The 19,717-nt window shown below is 36.2% G+C and carries 17 protein-coding genes and 3 pseudogenes; 6 read left to right on the top strand and 14 right to left on the bottom strand.

Annotated elements, in window-relative coordinates:
• Positions 1-157: 157 nt before the first annotated feature.
• The gene (locus H6G44_RS07830; protein ID WP_190385932.1) at positions 158-892 is read right to left on the bottom strand and encodes a G1 family glutamic endopeptidase; all 735 of its coding nucleotides are present in this window, start codon (positions 890-892) and stop codon (positions 158-160) included.
• Positions 893-1,300: 408 nt separating this feature from the next.
• On the opposite strand from H6G44_RS07830, the gene H6G44_RS07825 reads away from it, so the two are divergent.
• Complete coding sequence (locus tag H6G44_RS07825; RefSeq protein ID WP_190385931.1) at positions 1,301-2,677, top strand: NB-ARC domain-containing protein; 1,377 nt, start codon at positions 1,301-1,303, stop codon at positions 2,675-2,677.
• A 49-nt stretch (positions 2,678-2,726) separates the two neighbouring features.
• Here H6G44_RS07825 and H6G44_RS07820 read toward each other — a convergent pair whose 3' ends face one another.
• Positions 2,727-3,482, bottom strand: coding sequence for a Uma2 family endonuclease (locus H6G44_RS07820; protein ID WP_190385930.1), 756 nt, complete (start codon positions 3,480-3,482; stop codon positions 2,727-2,729).
• Between the two features lie 138 nt (positions 3,483-3,620).
• Between H6G44_RS07820 and H6G44_RS07815 the strand changes: the two genes are divergently transcribed.
• Positions 3,621-4,010, top strand: a complete 390-nt coding sequence (locus tag H6G44_RS07815; protein WP_190385929.1) for a hypothetical protein — start codon at positions 3,621-3,623, stop codon at positions 4,008-4,010.
• 16 nt (positions 4,011-4,026) lie between these two features.
• Here the strand turns inward: H6G44_RS07815 and H6G44_RS07810 are convergent, their stop codons facing one another.
• On the bottom strand, positions 4,027-4,179 hold the full coding sequence (locus tag H6G44_RS07810; RefSeq protein ID WP_190385936.1) for a hypothetical protein: 153 nt from the start codon (positions 4,177-4,179) through the stop codon (positions 4,027-4,029).
• Between the two features lie 129 nt (positions 4,180-4,308).
• Between H6G44_RS07810 and H6G44_RS07805 the strand changes: the two genes are divergently transcribed.
• On the top strand, positions 4,309-4,449 hold the full coding sequence (locus H6G44_RS07805; protein WP_190385928.1) for a hypothetical protein: 141 nt from the start codon (positions 4,309-4,311) through the stop codon (positions 4,447-4,449).
• A gap of 272 nt (positions 4,450-4,721) precedes the next feature.
• On the opposite strand, the gene nifD is transcribed toward H6G44_RS07805, so the two are convergent.
• Positions 4,722-6,116 (bottom strand): nitrogenase molybdenum-iron protein alpha chain, encoded by a 1,395-nt coding sequence (gene nifD / locus H6G44_RS07800; RefSeq protein ID WP_190385927.1) that lies wholly within the window; start codon positions 6,114-6,116, stop codon positions 4,722-4,724.
• A gap of 162 nt (positions 6,117-6,278) precedes the next feature.
• Positions 6,279-6,728, bottom strand: a pseudogene (gene nifH, locus H6G44_RS07795) (nitrogenase reductase); the annotation flags it as partial.
• A gap of 110 nt (positions 6,729-6,838) precedes the next feature.
• Between nifH and H6G44_RS07790 the strand changes: the two are divergent.
• Both H6G44_RS07790 and H6G44_RS07785 read left to right on the top strand, forming a co-directional pair.
• Positions 6,839-8,266, top strand: a complete 1,428-nt coding sequence (locus H6G44_RS07790; RefSeq protein ID WP_190385926.1) for an integrase — start codon at positions 6,839-6,841, stop codon at positions 8,264-8,266.
• A 60-nt stretch (positions 8,267-8,326) separates the two neighbouring features.
• On the top strand, positions 8,327-8,932 hold the full coding sequence (locus H6G44_RS07785) for a hypothetical protein (RefSeq protein WP_190385925.1): 606 nt from the start codon (positions 8,327-8,329) through the stop codon (positions 8,930-8,932).
• On the opposite strand, the pseudogene H6G44_RS07780 reads toward H6G44_RS07785, so the two are convergent.
• The 9 genes and pseudogenes from H6G44_RS07780 to nifB form a co-directional block, all read right to left on the bottom strand.
• Positions 8,894-9,145, bottom strand: a pseudogene (locus H6G44_RS07780) (DUF433 domain-containing protein). The gene H6G44_RS07785 and the pseudogene H6G44_RS07780 overlap by 39 nt on opposite strands.
• Positions 9,146-9,253: 108 nt before the next feature.
• The gene (locus H6G44_RS07775; RefSeq protein WP_168653639.1) at positions 9,254-9,532 is read right to left on the bottom strand and encodes a type II toxin-antitoxin system RelE family toxin; all 279 of its coding nucleotides are present in this window, start codon (positions 9,530-9,532) and stop codon (positions 9,254-9,256) included.
• Entirely contained in the window at positions 9,513-9,725 is a 213-nt protein-coding gene (locus H6G44_RS07770) for a hypothetical protein (RefSeq protein ID WP_168653652.1), read from the bottom strand. The genes H6G44_RS07775 and H6G44_RS07770 overlap by 20 nt, the downstream gene beginning before the upstream one ends.
• A gap of 118 nt (positions 9,726-9,843) precedes the next feature.
• The gene (locus tag H6G44_RS07765) at positions 9,844-12,732 is read right to left on the bottom strand and encodes a class I SAM-dependent DNA methyltransferase (protein WP_190385924.1); all 2,889 of its coding nucleotides are present in this window, start codon (positions 12,730-12,732) and stop codon (positions 9,844-9,846) included.
• Positions 12,733-13,093: 361 nt separating this feature from the next.
• Positions 13,094-13,525 (bottom strand): annotated as a pseudogene (locus H6G44_RS07760) (AAA family ATPase); the annotation flags it as partial.
• 218 nt (positions 13,526-13,743) lie between these two features.
• Positions 13,744-14,643 (bottom strand): Fe-S cluster assembly protein NifU, encoded by a 900-nt coding sequence (nifU, locus tag H6G44_RS07755; RefSeq protein ID WP_190385923.1) that lies wholly within the window; start codon positions 14,641-14,643, stop codon positions 13,744-13,746.
• Between the two features lie 87 nt (positions 14,644-14,730).
• On the bottom strand, positions 14,731-15,936 hold the full coding sequence (gene nifS / locus H6G44_RS07750) for a cysteine desulfurase NifS (RefSeq protein WP_190385922.1): 1,206 nt from the start codon (positions 15,934-15,936) through the stop codon (positions 14,731-14,733).
• Between the two features lie 99 nt (positions 15,937-16,035).
• Positions 16,036-16,380: a DUF362 domain-containing protein gene (locus tag H6G44_RS07745; RefSeq protein WP_190385921.1), complete on the bottom strand. Its 345-nt coding sequence runs from the start codon at positions 16,378-16,380 to the stop codon at positions 16,036-16,038.
• An 88-nt stretch (positions 16,381-16,468) separates the two neighbouring features.
• Positions 16,469-17,908 carry a nitrogenase cofactor biosynthesis protein NifB gene (gene nifB / locus H6G44_RS07740; protein ID WP_190385920.1) on the bottom strand — a complete coding sequence of 480 codons (1,440 nt, stop codon included), beginning with the start codon at positions 17,906-17,908 and terminating at the stop codon, positions 16,469-16,471.
• A 987-nt stretch (positions 17,909-18,895) separates the two neighbouring features.
• Between nifB and H6G44_RS07735 the strand changes: the two genes are divergently transcribed.
• Positions 18,896-19,441 carry a DUF2141 domain-containing protein gene (locus H6G44_RS07735; RefSeq protein WP_190385919.1) on the top strand — a complete coding sequence of 182 codons (546 nt, stop codon included), beginning with the start codon at positions 18,896-18,898 and terminating at the stop codon, positions 19,439-19,441.
• The last annotated feature ends 276 nt before the right edge of the window (positions 19,442-19,717 follow it).

The raw sequence follows: 19,717 nt of genomic DNA, 5'->3' as shown, positions 1-19,717 counted from the left end.
TTTGTCTTATATCAGTCGAATATGCTGCTGCCATATATATCTCAATTATTTTCTTTTTTTTCCATCTTTAAAGTTTACCATCTTTGTACCGCTTTTGATCTCAAACTGCTGTAAGTTATGGGATCAGCAGTCACTAGATCACTTACTACTTACTTTGCTATTGTTTAATACGCTCTCCTCTCAATGATGTTGTTTTACCATCCCACAAAAACTTAATTCGTGGGGCAAGTGGACTATTACGATTCCAAGTTTCTTCTCTCATTACCAGCTTTAAAGCAGTTTTAAAGGGGTTTCCTCTTGCACAATTTTGATTGCACACTTTGATTTGAGTAAATGCAGCATCTTTCCAGGCAAGTTGTTGTGTACGATCAAGAACCGCATAGACTACTTTAGCAGGTGCTGGCTCCATCAAACTTGTATTAACAGTATGAGTCTCTTTTTCATTTATATACAGACTTGCTTTACCGTTAAGATGATTTACAAGTTTGAGACGCACTGGTTGTGAAGGATTTGGTACTACTTGACCATCATTTTTATCACCACCACAATTCAGAAATGTACGCCACACAGGTTTAGTTGTGTATTTGCCCGGACTTTGCTTAAAACTATAAGAGTATCCACCTTCGCAGCCTGTTGCCTTGTTTTGAATTCCATCTAATCCAACATAAAAATTCATATATCTATCATCTGGATTACCATTACCTAGATCAGCCGTTGGAAATTTAAGTGTTGCTTCAACTGCATTATATTTTTCTCCTTCAGTTACCAATACGATTGCATGACATACTGCACTTCCTATGCACTCCTTCCCGGCTTGAGCCCCAGTATTAGCAAATAAAATTGAACAGAATACAACGCAACTAACAAAAGCAGATGATATAATCTTATTCATGTCAATTCCCCCGTTTAAATAACGTACAAATTCTTATTGGGAGTAAATGTAGATAAATATGAAATTTACTACCCGACCCACAATAAATTACGATAGTTCTCAAACATACTTACTTTAATATGCCCAAAAGAGGATGTAAAGCCCTCAAAGGTATGTGGAAGTAATATAAAAGTCTTTAAACGTAATATTATGTCACCCATAAAAATATTCATAAACGCTATTAGTCAAAAATTTATCTCTTACACCAAACCCGCGAAGGGGGGTTTTGTCTGTGTAGCCGTGACTTCCAGTCGCCAGGCTAACAAGTTTACAACCAGCGCAGATGATTTTTACCTATGTAGTTTCGCTAGAAGACGTATTAAAAGCATGATAGAATATCAAAAAGTCTTGACTTGAAGGGGGGGAGTAGTGTTAAATATTGAAGAGATAATTGAAATTGCAGATAACCAAGTCTTTGAGCATCAAGGACACCATCTCAATGATTTACAAAGAGCTATCCTAGAAGGGACACTACAGGGTAGAACTTACGCAGATATCGCCAAGGAACACCAACACAGCGAAAAATACATCAAGGATAGCGCCAGTAAATTGTGGAAATCCTTATCTCAAGCAGTTGGAAAAAAAGTTAATAAATTTAATGTCAAGTCAACTTTAGGTAAATGTAGTTTCTCTTCAACAGGTAGATGTAGTTTCTCTTCAACTAATATTTTCACAATCAATAGTGGTAATCTATTTAAAGAATCTGCACCATCACCAAAAAATGATGAAATGATCCATAAACAAGAACAGATAACCTCTCATTTAGACTTAAAAGATGCACCTGAAATCGGTGATTTTTATGGACGGAAAGTAGAATTATCATTACTACAACAAAAAATCCTCCAAGGAAAATGTAATTTAATAACTTTACTGGGTATTAAAGGTATTGGAAAAACTGCTTTAGCTTTAAAATTAGTTGATCATATCAAAGAAAATTTTGAGTTCGTTATTTATAAAAGTTTAAAATCTCTACCCAGTTTAACACAACTAATCACAGAGATAATTTACCTTAATGATCAGCTTATTCCAGATAATTCACCTCATCAACTTTCGCAATTTAAAAAAGCCATAGAAAAACACTCTTATCTGATTATCATTGACGATGTTAACTATATTTTTTCAAAGCATCAAGTATCAGGTAAATATCAACCAGGATATGAAGAATACGGGAATCTATTTAAATTATTATCAACAACCAAACATCGAAGTTGTCTAATTATTAATAGTAGTGAGGAAATTCGTGAATTATCTAAACCACAAAATGATCATAGTCATGTTTTCACCCTGGAATTATTGGGATTAGATGATGATGGTGTAAACATTCTTAAAAAATTTGGCTTGAAAAATGAGGAAAATTATCGAAAATTGCTGAATATTTATCAAGGAACTCCCCAATATTTACAAATAATTGGTTATCTTATTCAAGAATTATTTGCAGGTGACACCAATAAATTTTTGCAGCTAGATCAACCTTTTTTAGATATTGAATTAACGGCTTTTTTAGAGCAAAGTTTAGATATATTACCACCATTAGAAGTAGAATTACTGCATTTTATATCTAGTCAAACTGGCTCAATTTTATTAAATGAACTGGAAAATAGTTATCAGGTTTATGAGCCAATAGTTAGTAGTATTCAATCTCTAAAAAGGCGTTTTCTTGTTTCTACCCAACAAATAAATGCAGAAGTGAGTTTAGAGATTTCACCTCTGATTAGGAAATTTTACCACAAACTAGATCATAATTAAATCCCTAAACTCCCGACTTTTTCAAGAAGTCAGGGATCTAAATTCTAAATTAGATTTTATCTGGGTCAATATTTAATTCTCGCAACTTTGCTGCTAACCGTTGAGCTTTTTTATCAAACATTGCTGCTCTTTGGGCTTCACTTGTTGCTCTTTGGGCTTCAATTGTTGCTCTTTGGGTTTCAAATTCTGCACTTTCTTCCGGTGTAGGAACTAAATTTCCATCTGGTGTAAAATACCTTAATAAACCCTGAACAATTCCTAAATATAAACCTAATTCTTGACTCCATAAATGTCCCTTTTCATTGGGTTCTACAGGTTGATATTTACCATGTATTAAATAAAAACCTGCAAATTCTAAAGTATAGGGATCAAACCAAAAATACTCAGGTGTGCGGAAAATATCTTGATAAAGTTCTTTTTTAGTTTCTCTGTCAGTTTTCGCTGTGGTTGGTGAAAGAATTTCCACAATCAGGTTAGGATATTTACCATTTTCTTCCCACACAACCCAACTTTTTCTAGTTTTTCGTTCTGTTCCTAGAACTACGAAAAAATCTGGACCTCTAACATCTTTTAATTTTTTTTGATGGGGACTATAGTAAATACTAAGATTTCCAACACCATAAAAATCAGTTCTCTCTTTCCATAACCATTTGAGAGATTTTATTAAGAGCATTATTTGTTCAAGATGCAGTTCTGTTTCCACGGGGGGTTCATCACTATATAGGTCACTGGGTGGGAAAATTATCTCTTCTGATATATCTGCTAATGTGTTAGACGGGGATTCTGGCGCTTGAGTAATCATCATGGTATGATACCAAGTAGTTATTTGTTGATTATAACATGACTCTGAAAATGTTAAGTTATACCTATACAACACCAAAAAAGTTTTTAATTATGTTTATTAAAATGTTACGATATCAGTAGTAGTAGAGGAGAAAAACAAATGAAAAAGGCATTGATGATCAAAATAGTTATTTCATCCCTAACTTGCTTAAATATATTTACTCCTAATCAGGTTTCTGCTCAACTGTTACCGCAACCTTGGGTGACAGTGGGAGGTAAAGATAGTGAAGTTACTTATGGTGCGGGTGTTAAGGTTTTAGGTTTTGGTGTTGAAGTAGGAAGAGGACCCGGAGGTGCTGTGGGAGCAGATGTTTTAAAATTTTTGAGTTTACCAGTGATTTCACCTTATGTTGGACTTGGTTGGTATTCAGAAGATAAAGGCCTTGCTGTTTCTGGTGGTGTACAAGTGGTCACTAGCGATCATGTTTTTGTGGGTGCTGGTTACAATTCTGTGCGAGGAGTTAATGGTCAAATTGGTGTGAAATTTTAGAGGATGTTTGGATTTTTTAATTCTTTTCTTCAATCTCCTTGTCTCCTGTTAAGCCTTCTATTTCTTCTTGAGTAAAAATAGGAGGCCATAATTCATAAACGGCTAATTCCCAACCTGGAAAAAGTTCTGGTAAAGTTAAAATATCACCATAGTAATGTGCGTCAGACAAATAATCTAATCAGAAAATGAGAAACTAAAAATCTGAAGCACTCTACGGCTAAAAGTGATCGCCAAACAGTTTTAAAATAGTATAATATATTTATTATCAATCTTAGTAAATATCATTAAATTTCTACCCATGCCAAAGCTAAATCATCAAGCAGGAGAAAACGTTCGTAAAATGGCTTTAAAAAGACGGATAAAAGCCATTACTTCTTTTGTTTCCGCAGGTTTTATGGCTTTATTCCCATTAATCTCACTTTTAAAGTCGCTGGAGTAGTATTAGATTGTGTCAGACTGATAATCTATAAATATAATCAGAAATTAAAAATCTGACGCACCCTACTATTTAGTCTATAAAATCAACCCACAAAAAGTTATCCCATATAACAAAATTACAAATAATTAAAATTTAATAACCATCTCAAACCCAGACAAAATCAGCAATTAATTATTTGCAGTTATCCACAAACAATGTTATTATAGAACATAATTAAATCCATTTAGTCTAAAAATTAAACTCTCTTAATTCCCCAACTAAAAAACCTTAAACTAACGCACCTTTCCACCAACATAATCAAGTTCGGAGTAATCCCAAGAGTGCATTTGACGGAAAGGAAGACCCATTTTTTGGAAGACATACTTCTCTTTCACACCAGAAGCAACTAAGTCAGGCTTCAATGCTTTGATAAATTCTTCAAATTCGTAAGCGGTAACGTCGTCATAAACGATAGTTCCGTTTTCAATGTAGTGAGTAGTACGTTTATAGTCATCATTATGAGCGAACTCATAACCAGTACCAATCATCTTCATTCCTAAATCTTGGAAAGCAGGAACAACGTGACGGGGACGTAAACCACCAACCATCATTGCAACTGTCTTACCTTCCAAACGGGGGCGATATTGACTAACGATCGCATCCATGGTAGGTTGATACTTAGCAATTACTTTTTCAGCATTTGCTTGAATCTTTGCGTCAAACTTAGAAGCAATCTCACGTAAAGATGCAGCAATTTTGGTAGGACCAAAGAAGTTATATTCTAACCAGGGTATACCATAAGCTTCTTCCATGTGACGGCTGATGTAGTTCATCGAGCGGTAACAGTGGATAAGGTTCATCTTCACGTTGGGGGTCATCAACATTTCGTTGATTGTACCATCACCAGACCATTGAGCAACAACGCGCAAACCGATTTCTTCTAATAAAATCCGGCTGGCCCAAGCGTCACCACCGATGTTATAGTCACCAATGATGGCTACATCATAGGGAGTACCTTCAAACTTCAATGTACCATCTTTTTTAGCTTGATCTGCTCTGGGGAATACCCAGTCACGAATCATGTCGTTAGCGATGTGGTGTCCTAAAGACTGAGACACACCACGGAAACCTTCACAACGGACGGGAATAACTGGCTTACCGATGGTTTTGGATGTCTTTCTAGCTACTGCTTCGATATCATCCCCAATCAAACCGATAGGACATTCAGATTGAATAGAAACCCCACGATTTAAGGGGAATAATACATCTAATTCTTCAATTAATTTAGTTAGTTTCTTGTCACCACCAAACACGATATCGCGTTCTTGGAAGTCGGAGGTAAAGTGCATAGTACCGAAGGTATCAACACCTGTTGTACCTAAGTAGTAGTTACGACGACCAGACCAAGACCAGTAACCGCAACCAACGGGACCATGACTGATGTGGATCATGTCCTTGATAGGACCCCAAACCACACCTTTAGAACCTGCGTAAGCACAACCACGAGCGGTCATTACACCAGGTAAGGATTTGATGTTAGATTTAACACCACAATCAGCCTTACCTTCTTCGTGGACGTTTAAGTGCTTCTCACGCTTCTTAGCAGCTTTTTCGGGGTAAGCTTTGAGAACTTCTTTAATTAGTTCTTTTCTTTGTTCAACAATCTTCTTGTCATCGGTCGAAGCCATTGTCTGTCTCTCTTGCTTCTAAAGGAACGGAATGAGGATGAGGTTTTTGGGGACTCTAAGTCCCCTGTAGCTATAGGGGAAATGTTGGTCAAAGGTGAGAGCTTTTGATGTGCTGCTCTCGTCCTTTTTCCCTGTGCTAGAAAATTCTTTCTTGGTGGCGAATTATACTGATTTAGCAATCAATTTTGCTGCATTTTCTTCGCTTTCGAGAATACCGAACTCAATTAACAACTCTTCTAACTCTTCCATTTCGATAGGTGTAGGGATGGTGAGGTTAGTGTTGTTGATGATCTTCTTAGCTAGTGCGCGGTATTCGTTAGCTTGTTTGCTTTCTGGTGCATACTCGTTCACTGTCATACGACGTAGTTCAGCGTGTTGAACTATGTTGTCGCGGGGAACGTAGTGAATCATTTGAGTGTTCAAACGTGCAGCCAAGGTTTCAATTAATTCGATTTCTCGGTCTGTGTTACGGCTGTTACAGATCAAACCACCTAAACGTACTCCACCGGAGTGAGCATATTTAAGTACACCACGAGCGATGTTGTTTGCAGCATACATCGCCATCATTTCACCTGATGTAACGATGTAGATTTCTTGTGCTTTACCTTCACGGGAAAGAGTAATAAGATAATTTGAAAAGCCGGAAACTGTTCATTTTCAACTATGTTTGTAGTAATCATTGTTTTGAATAGACAGTTTTTTTATTAGGGTAAATCTAGGGTATGGACAGAACACAGGAAGCATTTGCCGATTTTCAACCAACAGCTATTACCGACGGGGGATATTTAGGCAGAATGCAAGCAGTAGAAAATCAAGAAAATCATTTAACGGCAAAACTGACAACGGAATTAAAAGCAATTAATGCTAGACTAAGAGCCGCTAGGGTGAGTGTTTCTGTCAGAAAATCCGGCAATTCATTACAGTTGAGAACTACCCTACCTATTAAACCAGGTGATATTGATAAAAACGGTAGCGGGACAAAGCAATATGATATTTCTTTGGGTATTCCTTTTAGTTTTGATGGTTTAAATACGGCAGAAGAAGAAGCTAATCAGTTGGGAACATTAATTGCTAGAAAACAATTTATTTGGACTGATAAATATTTAGGAAAAACAAGAATTAAAGCTAATTTACAAAATATTAGTGACTTAATTATAAATTTTGAGCAAAATTATTTTCAAACTAGAAAACGGACTCTCAAAAGTGAAAATACTTTTAATAGTTATCTATATATTGCCCAAAAGCATTTACCGAAGGATAAACTAGCGATAAATGCTAATTTTATTGAAGCTGTGCAATCCTGTAGTTCTTCGGATAGTGTAAAAAATGAGTTAATTAAGGTGATTCGGGTGTTATGTAAATGTTCTGGTTTAGAAGTACCTGAGTTAAATAACTTTAAAATCCAACCTACTGCTAAAAGAAAGCGGGATATACCGACAGATTTAGAAATTGAAAAAGAATATTTAAGGTTTCAAAACTATGCTTTAAACCGTCCTACTAAGTTAATAAATAGGGAAGATCGGAACAATTGGAAATTATGGAGATGGGTATATGGAATGTTGGCAACTTATGGATTAAGACCATTAGAAATTTTTGTTAAACCTGATTTAGATTGGTGGTTATCATCAGATAATACTATGAATACATGGCGAGTAAATGAAGAATGTAAAACTGGAGATAGGGAAGCATTACCATTATATCCGCGTTGGATTGAGAGTTTTAATTTAAAGAATGATCAGGAAGCAATTGAGTTATTAAAAACAAAAATTGCCGATAAAATTACCAGTAAACAAATTAATGCAGTGCGACATGGTACAGATAGATGGTTTAGATTTGTAGAGATTCCTTTTCAACCCTATGATTTGCGTCACGCTTGGGCAATTAGAGCGCATTTAATGGGGATTCCTATTAAAGCTGCGGCTGATAATTTGGGTCATTCTGTGAATATGCACACTTCAATTTATCAGAAGTGGTTTAGTTTAGAAAATCGCAATGTGGCAATTGAGGAAGCAATTAAGAAAAAATCAAAGGCGGAAGAGTTACAAGAGATGGTTATTCACCTTGAAAGGGAAAATGATCGGTTAAGAATTGAGAATGAAAGATTGAGGTTACAGATGGGACACAGTTTGATGAAAATTGAGTTAAGATAAGAGTTAGCCTCACGCAGAGACACAAAGAGTAATTTTATAAAACGAGGAATGTTACAAGATATGTCTTATAGTCAATTTACATCTATTGGTAAGGTTAAAGAGGCTTTTGGGTTAAAAACTCAAGAAGGTGGGCGTTTTATTCCTGTTCTTGAAAAAATTGAACCATCTGTGACGCTAAAAGCATATCTTGAAGAAAGTTTACCGCTGGCTGGTTCTGCTAGTGAAAAGGCGCGTTCTGAAGGGATTATTTACCCAGTTTTGTTAGAAGTCAGAAGAATTTTAGATCGGCAAGTTAGTTTATTTTCGGGTGAAGATTTTACAGTTGATGAGTCAGTGGGACTTAATGGAATTTGCGATTTTCTATTAAGTAGTTCTCCTGAAGTGTTAGAAATTGAAGCTCCTGTAATTGTCATTGTCGAAGCGAAAAAGGCTGATTTAAGAACTGGGTTTGGACAATGTATTGCAGAGATGGTGGCCGCGCAAAGATTTAATGCTGCTAAAAATAATCCTCTTAGGGTTATTTACGGTGTAATTAGTAGTGGTACACAATGGCGATTTTTAAAGTTAGAGGGTGATACTGTGACTATTGATTTGTCTGATTATCCTTTACCTCCAGTAGAAGACATTTTAGGAATGTTGGTTTGGATGATGAAAAATGGGAGATAATTCAGCTAACTTTTTCTCACGGTCAGCAGCAAAAGTAAGACAGGCTTTAATATCTTCTGAGGTAAGTTCGGAAAAGTCTTAGAGAATTTCGGCTTCTGTCATACCACCTGCAAGATATTCTAAAATATCATATACAGTTATTCGCATTCCTCGAATACAAGGTTTGCCGCTACGTTTTCCAGGTTCAATGGTGATAATTTTGTGGTAGTCCATAAAATATTATAATTTATCCACCTTCATAATTATTATAGCGATCGCACCCACAATCCACAACACCAGAAAAGCGATCGCTCTCATAACTCAACAACATGGGAAAAGTGTTTATTTATAAACATCTCCTCTTGCACCAATTGTGAAAATTTCAACTTCACCAGATTGGGTATTAACTGTAAAGACAATTCTGATTTTACCAATACGTAATCTATAAAATCCTTCCCAATCTCCTTTCATTTTTTTAATATCAAATTCTGTAAAGGGAATAATGGCTTGTTCTTCGACAAAAAGTAGAAGTTGGGATATTTTTTCCTGAATTTTCTCAGCATCTTCAAGATTTGCTTTTTCTAAAAACTTAATAGCATTCTTACGAAATTTTATGGCCATGTTTTACCCACTCTGTCATATCAACTAATTCTTCATCTTGATAATCTGATGGTGAACCAAACATTTCATCTAGTTCTTCTTGTTCTTCGTCACTTACATAGGGTATGAGGACTTGACAAAGTAACATTCTTTCTTCTCGCAAAACTTCGCGGATGCTTTCTTTGATTATTGCTTTAAGTTCTTGGATTTCCATGAGTATTATCCTTGAGAATAAAAGTATTATACCGTTTTTAGTAGAAGCGATCGCTCTCAAAACCCACAATACCCGAAAAGCGATCGCTATATCTTCGCTGATATTAATCTATTAACTTTTACTCTGGCATTTTTACACAATCATTTGTAATCAATTCGCTGGAATTAGTTACACAGGGAGGTAAACCAGGCGCTACTACAGGTAAATTATTTGTTTCTCTGCCTGCAACTGCAAAATTTAACTCTAGCAAAAACTTTAATACATCTTCCTTGGCTTCCATGCCATAAGCTTGACGGACTGCTTTATCAAGTTGTTCCTGTGCTTTGCGAAGAGGGTTTTGTCCTGGCAATTCTAGGGTTCGATAAAGTTCGCGTAAACTCAATTTATGTTCTGTTATCAGTTCTTGTCTTAATTGTCGCAATGTAACTGCTGCTAATGCTACTTTTTTTACCTGTGATAATTTGGGATTTTGGGGAAAAGGAAAAGAATCAAAAACAGTATTGGATGTGTAACGAAAATCGCCTTTTAGGGTTGAACATTGTTCATTAAACCATTGCCAATGAATATCAGATTGTAAAATTCCAAAGGAATAATCATCTGATAATAGGAATACTTGTAAAGCATCACTAGGTCTGATTCTAAAATCAATAAATTCAAAGATAGGTCTTTTTGTGACTCTGCTACAAACAATATAACGAGAAAGCTGATTGAGTTTTTCAATTAATTCAGCACGAGAATAGGAAAGTAGCCACCATTTAGTAAGAAAATTTTGATGATGTCTATTAACTTTAGATTTGGAATCTTTTTGTAATAGTTCTTCATTCCGCTTTCGTTCTTCCTTTGCAGCATTTTCGCGGGTTGGTAGTACCATTGATTCAATTCTTTTAAATGGGGCAGAATATTTCTTGCAAGTGAGAAGATTACGGGGATGAAAGTCTATAACATATCTTTGTGGTAGTGGAGGGATTTCTGATAATAAATCATCTCCTATCAAGTAAGGCAATATCACTTCTGCATTATTATTTGATTGTCGGATCATCGTAGCAGCTTCTTGAGGAGTTAGCAAAAATCCTTCATGTCCATGAGTTTGTCCTTGATAACAAGTTCCTGATTTTACATTAATCACCAGTTTTTTGGCTTGAGTAACATCAAATTTATTAGATAAGGAAGAGTTAATTTTATCTACTTCTAAAACTTCCCAAGGACTATCTTTATCATCTCCAATCTGGGTATATAGTTTCTTTTGACTCAGTTCTTCACCTTTAATCCAATTAACAATAGAAACATGAACAACTGCACTCCCTGACCAAACTTGAGTAGAAACTGCTTCGGTAATAGTTCCGCCATTATTGACTATATAATCCAAACCACCTTCGCGGGAATAGTTTTGACGGATGGTATTTGTACCAACAAGTCCAGCCCGTCCACCATCTTTTAAAGCATCATGAGTCCGACGAAACCAGTAAACACAATAATCTGCTCTTCCAGGTACTTCTGCATATTTTTCTCTGACTTCACGGACATAGGTTACTCCATATTCCTGCTGCATTTTATTTTTTGATTGATAGGGAGGGTTGCCAATAATTGCATCTGCTGTCACCCAATCACAAAATAAAGCATCATCACAACGGATATTTTTATCTAAATTATCCAAAGGTAGAGCGCGATCAATTTCTATAGGTAAACTCATTTGCGCTACATCAAGTAACTTATTTTCTTCATCTAATGCTAACTTTTTAGCAATCATCAAAGTTACTTTTGCCAGTTCTACCGCAAAATGTTTGATGTCAATACCGTGAAATTGGGTTGTTTTAATGAGGGACATTGTGCCAATAGATAATCTATTTCTCAGTCCAAAATTTTCATGAATTTTAGTTAGTAATTTTGCCTCTAGTCCCTTGAGTTCTCGATAAGCAACATAAAGAAAATTACCACTTCCACACGCTGGATCAAGAACTGTAAAATTAATTAATTCTTGTCTGAGTATTAATAACTCATTTAACTTTGTAGCCGCGTCAATGCGTTCTTCCCAAGGTCGCACAATGGTAGGTAAGATGACTTTTTGAATGTCTACAGGGCTGGTATAATGTGCGCCCAAAGCATGACGTTCTTCTTTACCCATGCTAGATTCAAATAATGTCCCAAAAATAGCTGGTTCAACTTTTGACCAACGTTCTGTTGCTGCTGATGCTAAAAGATCAATTTCGCTTCTCGTAAGTGAAATTGGTTCAACTTTGGAGAATACCCCTGCATTAAAATAAGGTACATCTCGATAACGACTATCGTTAGGGGCTGGGCGTTGACTTCCCATTTGTCGAAAAAGTCCACCAATTAAATCATAGGAACTAATCCGATTAGAACGACAATCATCTAAAAATTCACTAAATAATCCTCTGGGTAATAAATCAATATCTTCTGCAAATAGGGAAACAACACACTGAAGAATAAATCTCTGGGCAATTTCTTGTTTTTCTCCTCTTTCAACGAGACGATTAAAAACTTGGGCAACGTTATCTGCGGCTTTGCGGGTAACGTCAACCAAATTGTTATTAAATAGAGGTTTGCGATTTTCAGGAAAGAGAAAGTTTAAGACAGTAAAGCGGGTTGGTAAATCTTCTAATTTAACTTGATCTACTGGTTCTCGCAGTTGTATATCAAAGTCATAAATCCAAAATTCATCAAAATTGCAGAGAATTACATATTTTGGACGCTGGGGAACTAATTCTAACCAATATTCAAATGCTTGCTGATAGTGTTTTTCTAGCTTTTCACCTCGTTTTTTCATTTCTAGTAGTAAACGAGGCCGCCATAATAAATCAGCAAACTTAGTTGATTTTCCTTTAACTTTTACCCGATACTCTAATTCTGCTCCTGCTTCTTTATAGCCTTCATGATTAAATGCTTGAAAAAGGCGATCGCAAAATACTTGTGCTTCACCTTTTTCATCCCCTGTCAACTTGCGGACATATTCGACAAAACTGATAATCTTATTGCGTGTATCTTCCATTTGACTATCAAAATACAATAAAAAGTTACAAAAATACATTATACAACATAATTATATATGTATATAAAATCTGACTATAGTAATAACTGATTTTAATAAAATGTAACAAATTATCTTATTCCACTCTATTATTAATGGGTTATTAAAAATGAGATATCACTTAAAAATAACCAAAAAGTAACACATTTATCAAAAATCATGTATCCCCCTTGACACTAGGGACAAAATAGGGTAAACAAAAGAATAAACCCTAACAAAAACCCCATTTCCCCAAAATTTCCCAGGGCAAAAATAGGGCATAAAAAAATAAAAATTCCCAACCAATTGCATTAACAAAAACCCTAGACAAAATAGCTTAATCTTCACGGATAGGCATAGCAAAACCACCACATACAACGTCACCTAGTACGTCGTAAGATACGAAATCTAAGTCTGTGTAAGCACCGTTTTCTTCTAGGAAGTTAATAGCAGTGATAATACCACGACCGGCGCAACCTACACCGGGTTCTGGACCACCGGATTCCACGCATTTAACGTCGCGGAAACCTTTGAGCATTACTTCATGAAGTTCTAGGTCTTCAACAGATCCTCTTTCAGCAGCCAAGTGAAGAACGGTTGTTTGAGCCTTGGAGTGAAGCATCAAACGGGTGGAGTCAGCTTTAGGATCGCAACCTACGATCATGATGCGTTGACCCATTTCAGCCATAGCGGCTAAAGTATTTTGAGAAGTGGTAGATTTACCGATACCGCCCTTGCCGTAGAAAGCTATCTGTCTAATTTTTTCTTCAGTCATTGTTCGTGTTTCCTAGAATTAGTTGATTGGTGGTTTTGTCTGTTGGTTCTCACGGCCAAAGTTCTACGGCGGTGAGCGTTTGTAGAACGTCGCTATCTATGGAGGCGATCGCTCTACAGAAAATTTGATGGTGTTCATAGTATTTATTGGTTTGTAGGATTTTTGTTTGTTAGTTGTAGGGGTTTACGGTGTAAACCCTTACTATTAGCTGTTGTTTACTAAACTGCTTCGACGGTGATTTCTTTGCTGATGCGATCGCGTAATCTCGCTTCAATTGCAATCTTTAAAGTAGCAGTGCTGCTAGAACATGAACCACAAGCACCTTTAAGAATGACTTGAATCTTATCGCCTTCTACATCATAAAGTTCTACATCTCCCCCATCAGCGATTAAAACGGGTCGGACTTCTTCATCTAATACTTTTTGAATCAGGGCAACTTTTTGAACTGTAGTTAATGGTCTTTTTTGCTCTGAACTAGGAATTTCTGCTTTAGCTTTCGCCTTATAGCTGTGGAGATTTTTATTGGCGGCTTCCTGCTTTACTTCTCTGATTATATCATCAATCTTCGTTAAACAAGAACCGCATCCGCCACCAGCTTTTACATAATTTGTTACTTGCTCTGCACTGAAGAGATTGTTTTGTGCAACTGCTTTCTTTATCTTAGCATCAGTTATTCCAAAACAGCTACAGATGAGGACACCTTCTTCATCGTCATGTGCCTCTAAAGGAATGCCTCGATAATTATAAATCGCAGCTTCTAGAGCTTCCTGACCCATAACAGAACAGTGCATTTTTGCTTCAGGTAAACCACCTAAATAATCAGCGATTTCCTTATTTGTAACTCCCAAAGCTTCATCTAAAGTTAAACCTTTAATCATTTCAGTTAAAGCACTAGAAGAAGCGATCGCACTAGTACAACCAAAAGTTTGAAAACGTGCATCAAGAATTTTATCTGTTGCTTCTTCAACCTTCAAATGTAATCTTAAAGCATCACCACAAGCAATACTTCCTACTTCACCAGTTGCAACTTTCACACCAGCTTCACCAGTTTCTTCAATTGCGCCCTGGTTTTTAGGATCATAAAATAACTCTAATACCTTATCAGTGTAGTCCCACATAGTTAATTTTAGATTTTGGATTTTAGATCGGTGATTCGTAATTTTTGATTGGTCAGCAGTCAGTTTTTACTTACTACTGACCACTGACTAATGACTACTGATAATTGACTGTTGTTGTAACCAATCTGCATGATCATTTTTAAAGGGAGATAAAGCCCGCAAACGGTCAACAATTTCCGGCATAACTGCAATTACCTTTTCAATTTCAGCCTCAGTTGTGTAGCGAGAAAGACTGAAGCGAATCGAACCATGTAAAGTAGTATAAGGTAAACCCATAGCTCGTAAAACATGAGAAGGTTCAAGAGAACCAGAAGTACAAGCAGAACCAGAAGAAGCACAAATACCGTACTTATTTAAAGAGAGCAAAATTGCCTCACCTTCAATATATTTGAAACCGATATTTGTAGTATTTGGTAATCTATTTTTAATATCACCATTTACTTCACAATCGGGAATTTTAACCAGAAGAGATTCTTCTAAATAATCGCGCAACTTTCTTTCTTTCTTTATTGCTTCTACTAAATATGATAATTCCAATTCCGCAGCTTTCCCTAAAGCAATAATTCCGGGAACATTCTCTGTACCTGCTCTGCGTCCTCGTTCTTGATGTCCACCAACTAAGAAAGGACGGAAACGAACCCCACGTCTAACATACAAAGCACCAATACCTTTAGGAGCATGAATTTTGTGACCAGATATAGTTAACATATCTATGGTACTGGTCTTCATATTTAAGGGTATTTTGCCTACCGCTTGCACTGCATCAACGTGGAAGATAGCTCCATATTCCTTAACTCTAACACCAATTTCTTCAATGGGAAAAATTGTGCCGGTTTCATTATTGGCATACATTACTGTTACTAAAGCAGTGTTACCAGTTAAAGAAGCTTCCAACTCATTCAAGTCTATTTGTCCTTGAGAATTGACCGACAAATAGGTAACTTGATAACCTTTAGATTCTAATTGTTTACAAACATTTAAAACTGCAGGATGTTCTACTTGAGAAGTGATAATATGACGTTTTTCTGGTTGAGCTAATAACGCCGCATAAATAGCAGCATTATCACCTTCAGTTCCGCAACTGGTAAAAACAATTTCTGATTCTTCTGCTCCCAGTAAAGCAGCAATTTGTTCTCTGGCTGCTTTTACAGCTTTTCCCAATTGTCCACCAAAGGTGTGCATACTAGAAGGATTAGCATAATAATCCGTCAAATAAGGCATCATAGCCTCAACAACTTGAGGATCTATTTTAGTGGTAGCATTATTATCAAGATAGATACAATTATTTTCCATAATTTCCATATAAAGATTATGAGTAATCAGCGAGAATTGGTGATTGGTGATGGGTGATAGGCAATTGGGGACAATATTACCTATTACCCATCACATCGCCTATATAACTACTTGTCCTTGATGTTTTTGTAACTGTTGAGAAAACTTCTGAGAATAAGATTTGTACCAATTTTCCCAGTAGTCTTGTTTATTAGTTAACTTTGCCAAAACACGGTGGTAATAAGCAAACCAACTTTCCCAATAATCACTAGGTTGTTTAATGCAACCATCAACAGTCGGACAACTGGCTTTACATTGAGGTACGGTGTAAATACTACCAGCGCAATTTGTGCAAAGTTGAGAATCAATCCAATAATTACCGTCAACTTCTTGAATTGCACCAGTAGGACAAACAGGTAAACACAACTTGCAAGAAATACACTGGCTAGTAATTTTGTAAGCCATGATTATTTACCTTTGCGTAAATTGGTGAAGAGGTAAAAGATAATAGATGATTAGGTGTTAAGCCAGGGAAATTATTACCTATTACCTATTACTTATTAATCTGAACATATTGCTCGTAAAATTCTAAAGCAACCTTTTCAATTACGTCGTAGGCTTCAACAGTTTGTATTCCTGCTGCTTCTAGTTTTTCCTTGGGACAATTGCCTATTTTCGATACCAAAACTGCTTTACAATCTGCGATCGCTTTCATTATATTATCTGCGGTAGCTGCTTCGCTGTAACCACCTTGACAATATTGATCAATCTTCCGGTGACTTACAAAACGAACCTCATTACCATCAACTTCATACACTTGAAATTCTTTAGCGTGTCCGAAATGTTGGTTAACTAATCCACCGCCTTTTGTGGCTACTGCAATCAAAATTTTAGGATTATTAGCAGATTTTTTGCCAGTCAATACTTTATCTTTTGCAGCCTTAATTTCTTCTCTAAATTTCTCAATACCTTCGTGAACTTCTTGACGGGTTTCAAAGTTATATTCTGGAGTCATTTCCAAAAATTTATCTTTAGTAAATTCCTGGCTACGATCTTCTCCTAATAATCCTACCGCATCTGCTCGACACTGACGACAGTGGCGCATCATTTTCATATTACCAGAACAATTATCTTGAACCTCTTTTAGTTCTTTTCCTGTTGGTCCACGTTGACCGGTTAAACCGAAATGTGTACCATGTTCTGGTGCAGAAATTAGCGGCATAATGTTATGTAAGAATGCTCCTCTCTCCCGAATAGCTTTATTAACTTCTACCAAATGTTTATCATTAATTCCCGGAATCATCACAGAATTAACTTTGCATAAAATATCAGCTTCCTTGAGAGCTTGCAATCCTTCTAACTGTTTTTCCAGGAGAATTTTTGCCCCTTCAACTCCTCTATAACGCTTGCGTTTATAGTGAACCCAAGAATATATTTGTGCACCTATTTCGGGGTCAATAGTATTAAGAGTAATGGTAACGTGATCTATATTTAATTGTTTAATGCGATCAACATATTCTGTTAGCATCAAACCGTTAGTAGATAAGCACAATTTAATATCTGGCGCTTTATCTGCAATTAATTCAAAAGTCCGAAAAGTTTTTTCTGGATTAGCCAAAGGATCACCAGGTCCAGCAACTCCCAATACGGTCATTTGCGGAATTTTACCGGCAATTACTAACACTTTATGGGCAGCTTCTTCTGGTGTGAGCAGTTCACTCACTACCCCCGGACGACTTTCGTTAGCACAGTCATACTTGCGGTTACAATAGTTACATTGAATATTGCAAGCTGGAGCAACAGCAACGTGCATCCGTGCATAATGATGATGAGCTTCTTCGCTATAACAGGGGTGTTTAGAAATGCGTTCTATAAGTTTTTCGTCCATTTCTGGAGTTGTGCTGCTGTCGCAACCGCAATTACCAGATTTAGCGGGGATGATCATAGAATCCTGATGGTCGGAGGTGAGAATGTTGGTAGCAGGTAGTGTCATTGAATTTCGCTGTTTGCGGTGGACTTGAGAGCCACTGTGGGAGATGCTGTTACTACTGCCAATATCTAAATTATTTTAGACATGGTGCTAATCTCATCCCTCCACTCACTTTTGACTGCTAACTTCGTTTTGTTAAGGAGCATTAAGTGATTGGCGATAAATGATTTATAGCAGCCCTTTTTTTACCCCCCCCTTCCAAGACATTGGATAGAACTTATTAGATTTATTATGTTTGTACTCAAATTCTTAAATCCTTCTATTGCAACGATACAAAAATTAAAAAAGATTTTTTCGGGTAGGGGTACGAGTATTTATAATTAGGGGTACGAGTATTTATAGTTAGGGGTTCAGGATTTCTTTGTACTCATCTCAAACTCAATTTCTGTAAGGATTTCAGCCAGATTTTTATCCGTTTTTTTGAAATTCAACTGTACTCAACTTTCCTACAACATCAGTTTTTACCCAAGCAAACACCCCTCCCTGGAGTCAAGGAGAGGGTACTAAATTCCACTTTCCTTTGAAAACACCTGACAAGTCTGAAATTTACCGTATGTATACAGCCTATCATTTTTTTTCTCTAAAAATGCAATTTATATTTTTTTAATTTTTCGATGATATGATAGGTCTGGTGAAGACAAAGACAAGTTGCTTACCCCTGTCAATGTCAGCCTATACATTGCTGATATTTGAGCGAGCCAGTACATAATTGTTCAGTCTAATTGAATAAAGATAAAGCCTCTCTAAATCCTCTAACTGCGGTTTTTTTGTACCCTTCCCACATATACCCATTATAATCTTTTGGGCAATTTTACCTCCCGTTACTTGTGTCGGTTTTCTGCTATTCACTTACTTATCAATTAATTTCTCTGTCACCATAGATGATTTTTGACATTTTGTTACTTTTTGCTATACTGATACAGTGAAATTCTTGCGTTTGTTACGCATGACTGAGTAACATATTAGTTTTATTTAATAGAGGGTAAATTAATGAAGCAACAGTTAAACACTGCATTAGGTCAAGCGTCAATCCGGGGACTAATATTACTGCTCCCCATATTGGGAAATTTACTCTTTTTAGCTAATGCTAAGGCAGATTTAGCAGATTTAAATGTTAATCTAATAATTGAAGTAGAAGGACTCAGAAACAAATCTGGACAAATTTGTACTACGCTTTTCAATCAGGCTGAAGGATTTCCTAGTGATAGTAAAAAGGCTTTTAAATCTCAATGTATAGAGATCAAAGACATACCTCAAAAACTTACTTTCACTGAATTGAAACCAGGTAATTATGCTGTTGCATTATTTCACGATGCCAACAAAAATGGTAATCTTGATACTAATTTTTTGCGTGCTCCAAAGGAAGGTTTTGGGTTTTCTAATAATCCAGAAGTTTTGACCGGACCGCCTAAGTTTAATGATTCGGCTGTTACTGTACCTAAAACTAATACTAATGTTAATGTATCTAAAGCTAAAACCAATACTGATACTAACATTCAGATTAAGATTAAGATGAAATATTTCTTCCCTTCTTAGTTAGAGACAGCGTAACCTACAATCAGTAATGAACAGTGGGTTACGCTGCATTAATTTTATGTTCTTTTTTAATATATTTATTATCATCAAGACAAGGTTTATCAGGAAATGAGTACAACTGAATATATCTCAAAATATCTTACCTAAATAGCCGCAAAGTCGCACAGGTTAAGAGATTTATCTTGAGTACAAAAATGCGGCATCCCTGAACCAAAAATACCAGTACCCCAGTTAGAAAAAGCTAGTACCCCTACCCCAACAAAAAATCTAAAGTTC

Origin of the sequence: Aphanizomenon flos-aquae FACHB-1287, from assembly GCF_014698755.1 — a bacterium.
In the GTDB taxonomy this organism is placed as follows: Bacteria; Cyanobacteriota; Cyanobacteriia; order Cyanobacteriales; family Nostocaceae; genus Dolichospermum; species Dolichospermum flosaquae.
This window is presented reverse-complemented; position numbering and strand designations above follow the sequence as displayed.

Excerpts from the sequence above, each read along its gene's own strand:
- H6G44_RS07830 (WP_190385932.1), bottom strand. The coding sequence starts at position 892 with ATGAATAAGATTATATCATCTGCTTTTGTTAGTTGCGTTGTATTCTGT.
- H6G44_RS07820 (WP_190385930.1), bottom strand. The coding sequence starts at position 3,482 with ATGATGATTACTCAAGCGCCAGAATCCCCGTCTAACACATTAGCAGAT.
- H6G44_RS07815 (WP_190385929.1), top strand. The coding sequence starts at position 3,621 with ATGAAAAAGGCATTGATGATCAAAATAGTTATTTCATCCCTAACTTGC.
- H6G44_RS07805 (WP_190385928.1), top strand. The coding sequence starts at position 4,309 with ATGCCAAAGCTAAATCATCAAGCAGGAGAAAACGTTCGTAAAATGGCT.
- nifD (WP_190385927.1), bottom strand. The coding sequence starts at position 6,116 with ATGGCTTCGACCGATGACAAGAAGATTGTTGAACAAAGAAAAGAACTA.
- H6G44_RS07790 (WP_190385926.1), top strand. The coding sequence starts at position 6,839 with ATGGACAGAACACAGGAAGCATTTGCCGATTTTCAACCAACAGCTATT.
- H6G44_RS07785 (WP_190385925.1), top strand. The coding sequence starts at position 8,327 with ATGTCTTATAGTCAATTTACATCTATTGGTAAGGTTAAAGAGGCTTTT.
- H6G44_RS07775 (WP_168653639.1), bottom strand. The coding sequence starts at position 9,532 with ATGGCCATAAAATTTCGTAAGAATGCTATTAAGTTTTTAGAAAAAGCA.
- H6G44_RS07770 (WP_168653652.1), bottom strand. The coding sequence starts at position 9,725 with ATGGAAATCCAAGAACTTAAAGCAATAATCAAAGAAAGCATCCGCGAA.
- H6G44_RS07765 (WP_190385924.1), bottom strand. The coding sequence starts at position 12,732 with ATGGAAGATACACGCAATAAGATTATCAGTTTTGTCGAATATGTCCGC.
- nifU (WP_190385923.1), bottom strand. The coding sequence starts at position 14,643 with ATGTGGGACTACACTGATAAGGTATTAGAGTTATTTTATGATCCTAAA.
- nifS (WP_190385922.1), bottom strand. The coding sequence starts at position 15,936 with ATGGAAAATAATTGTATCTATCTTGATAATAATGCTACCACTAAAATA.
- H6G44_RS07745 (WP_190385921.1), bottom strand. The coding sequence starts at position 16,380 with ATGGCTTACAAAATTACTAGCCAGTGTATTTCTTGCAAGTTGTGTTTA.
- nifB (WP_190385920.1), bottom strand. The coding sequence starts at position 17,908 with ATGACACTACCTGCTACCAACATTCTCACCTCCGACCATCAGGATTCT.
- H6G44_RS07735 (WP_190385919.1), top strand. The coding sequence starts at position 18,896 with ATGAAGCAACAGTTAAACACTGCATTAGGTCAAGCGTCAATCCGGGGA.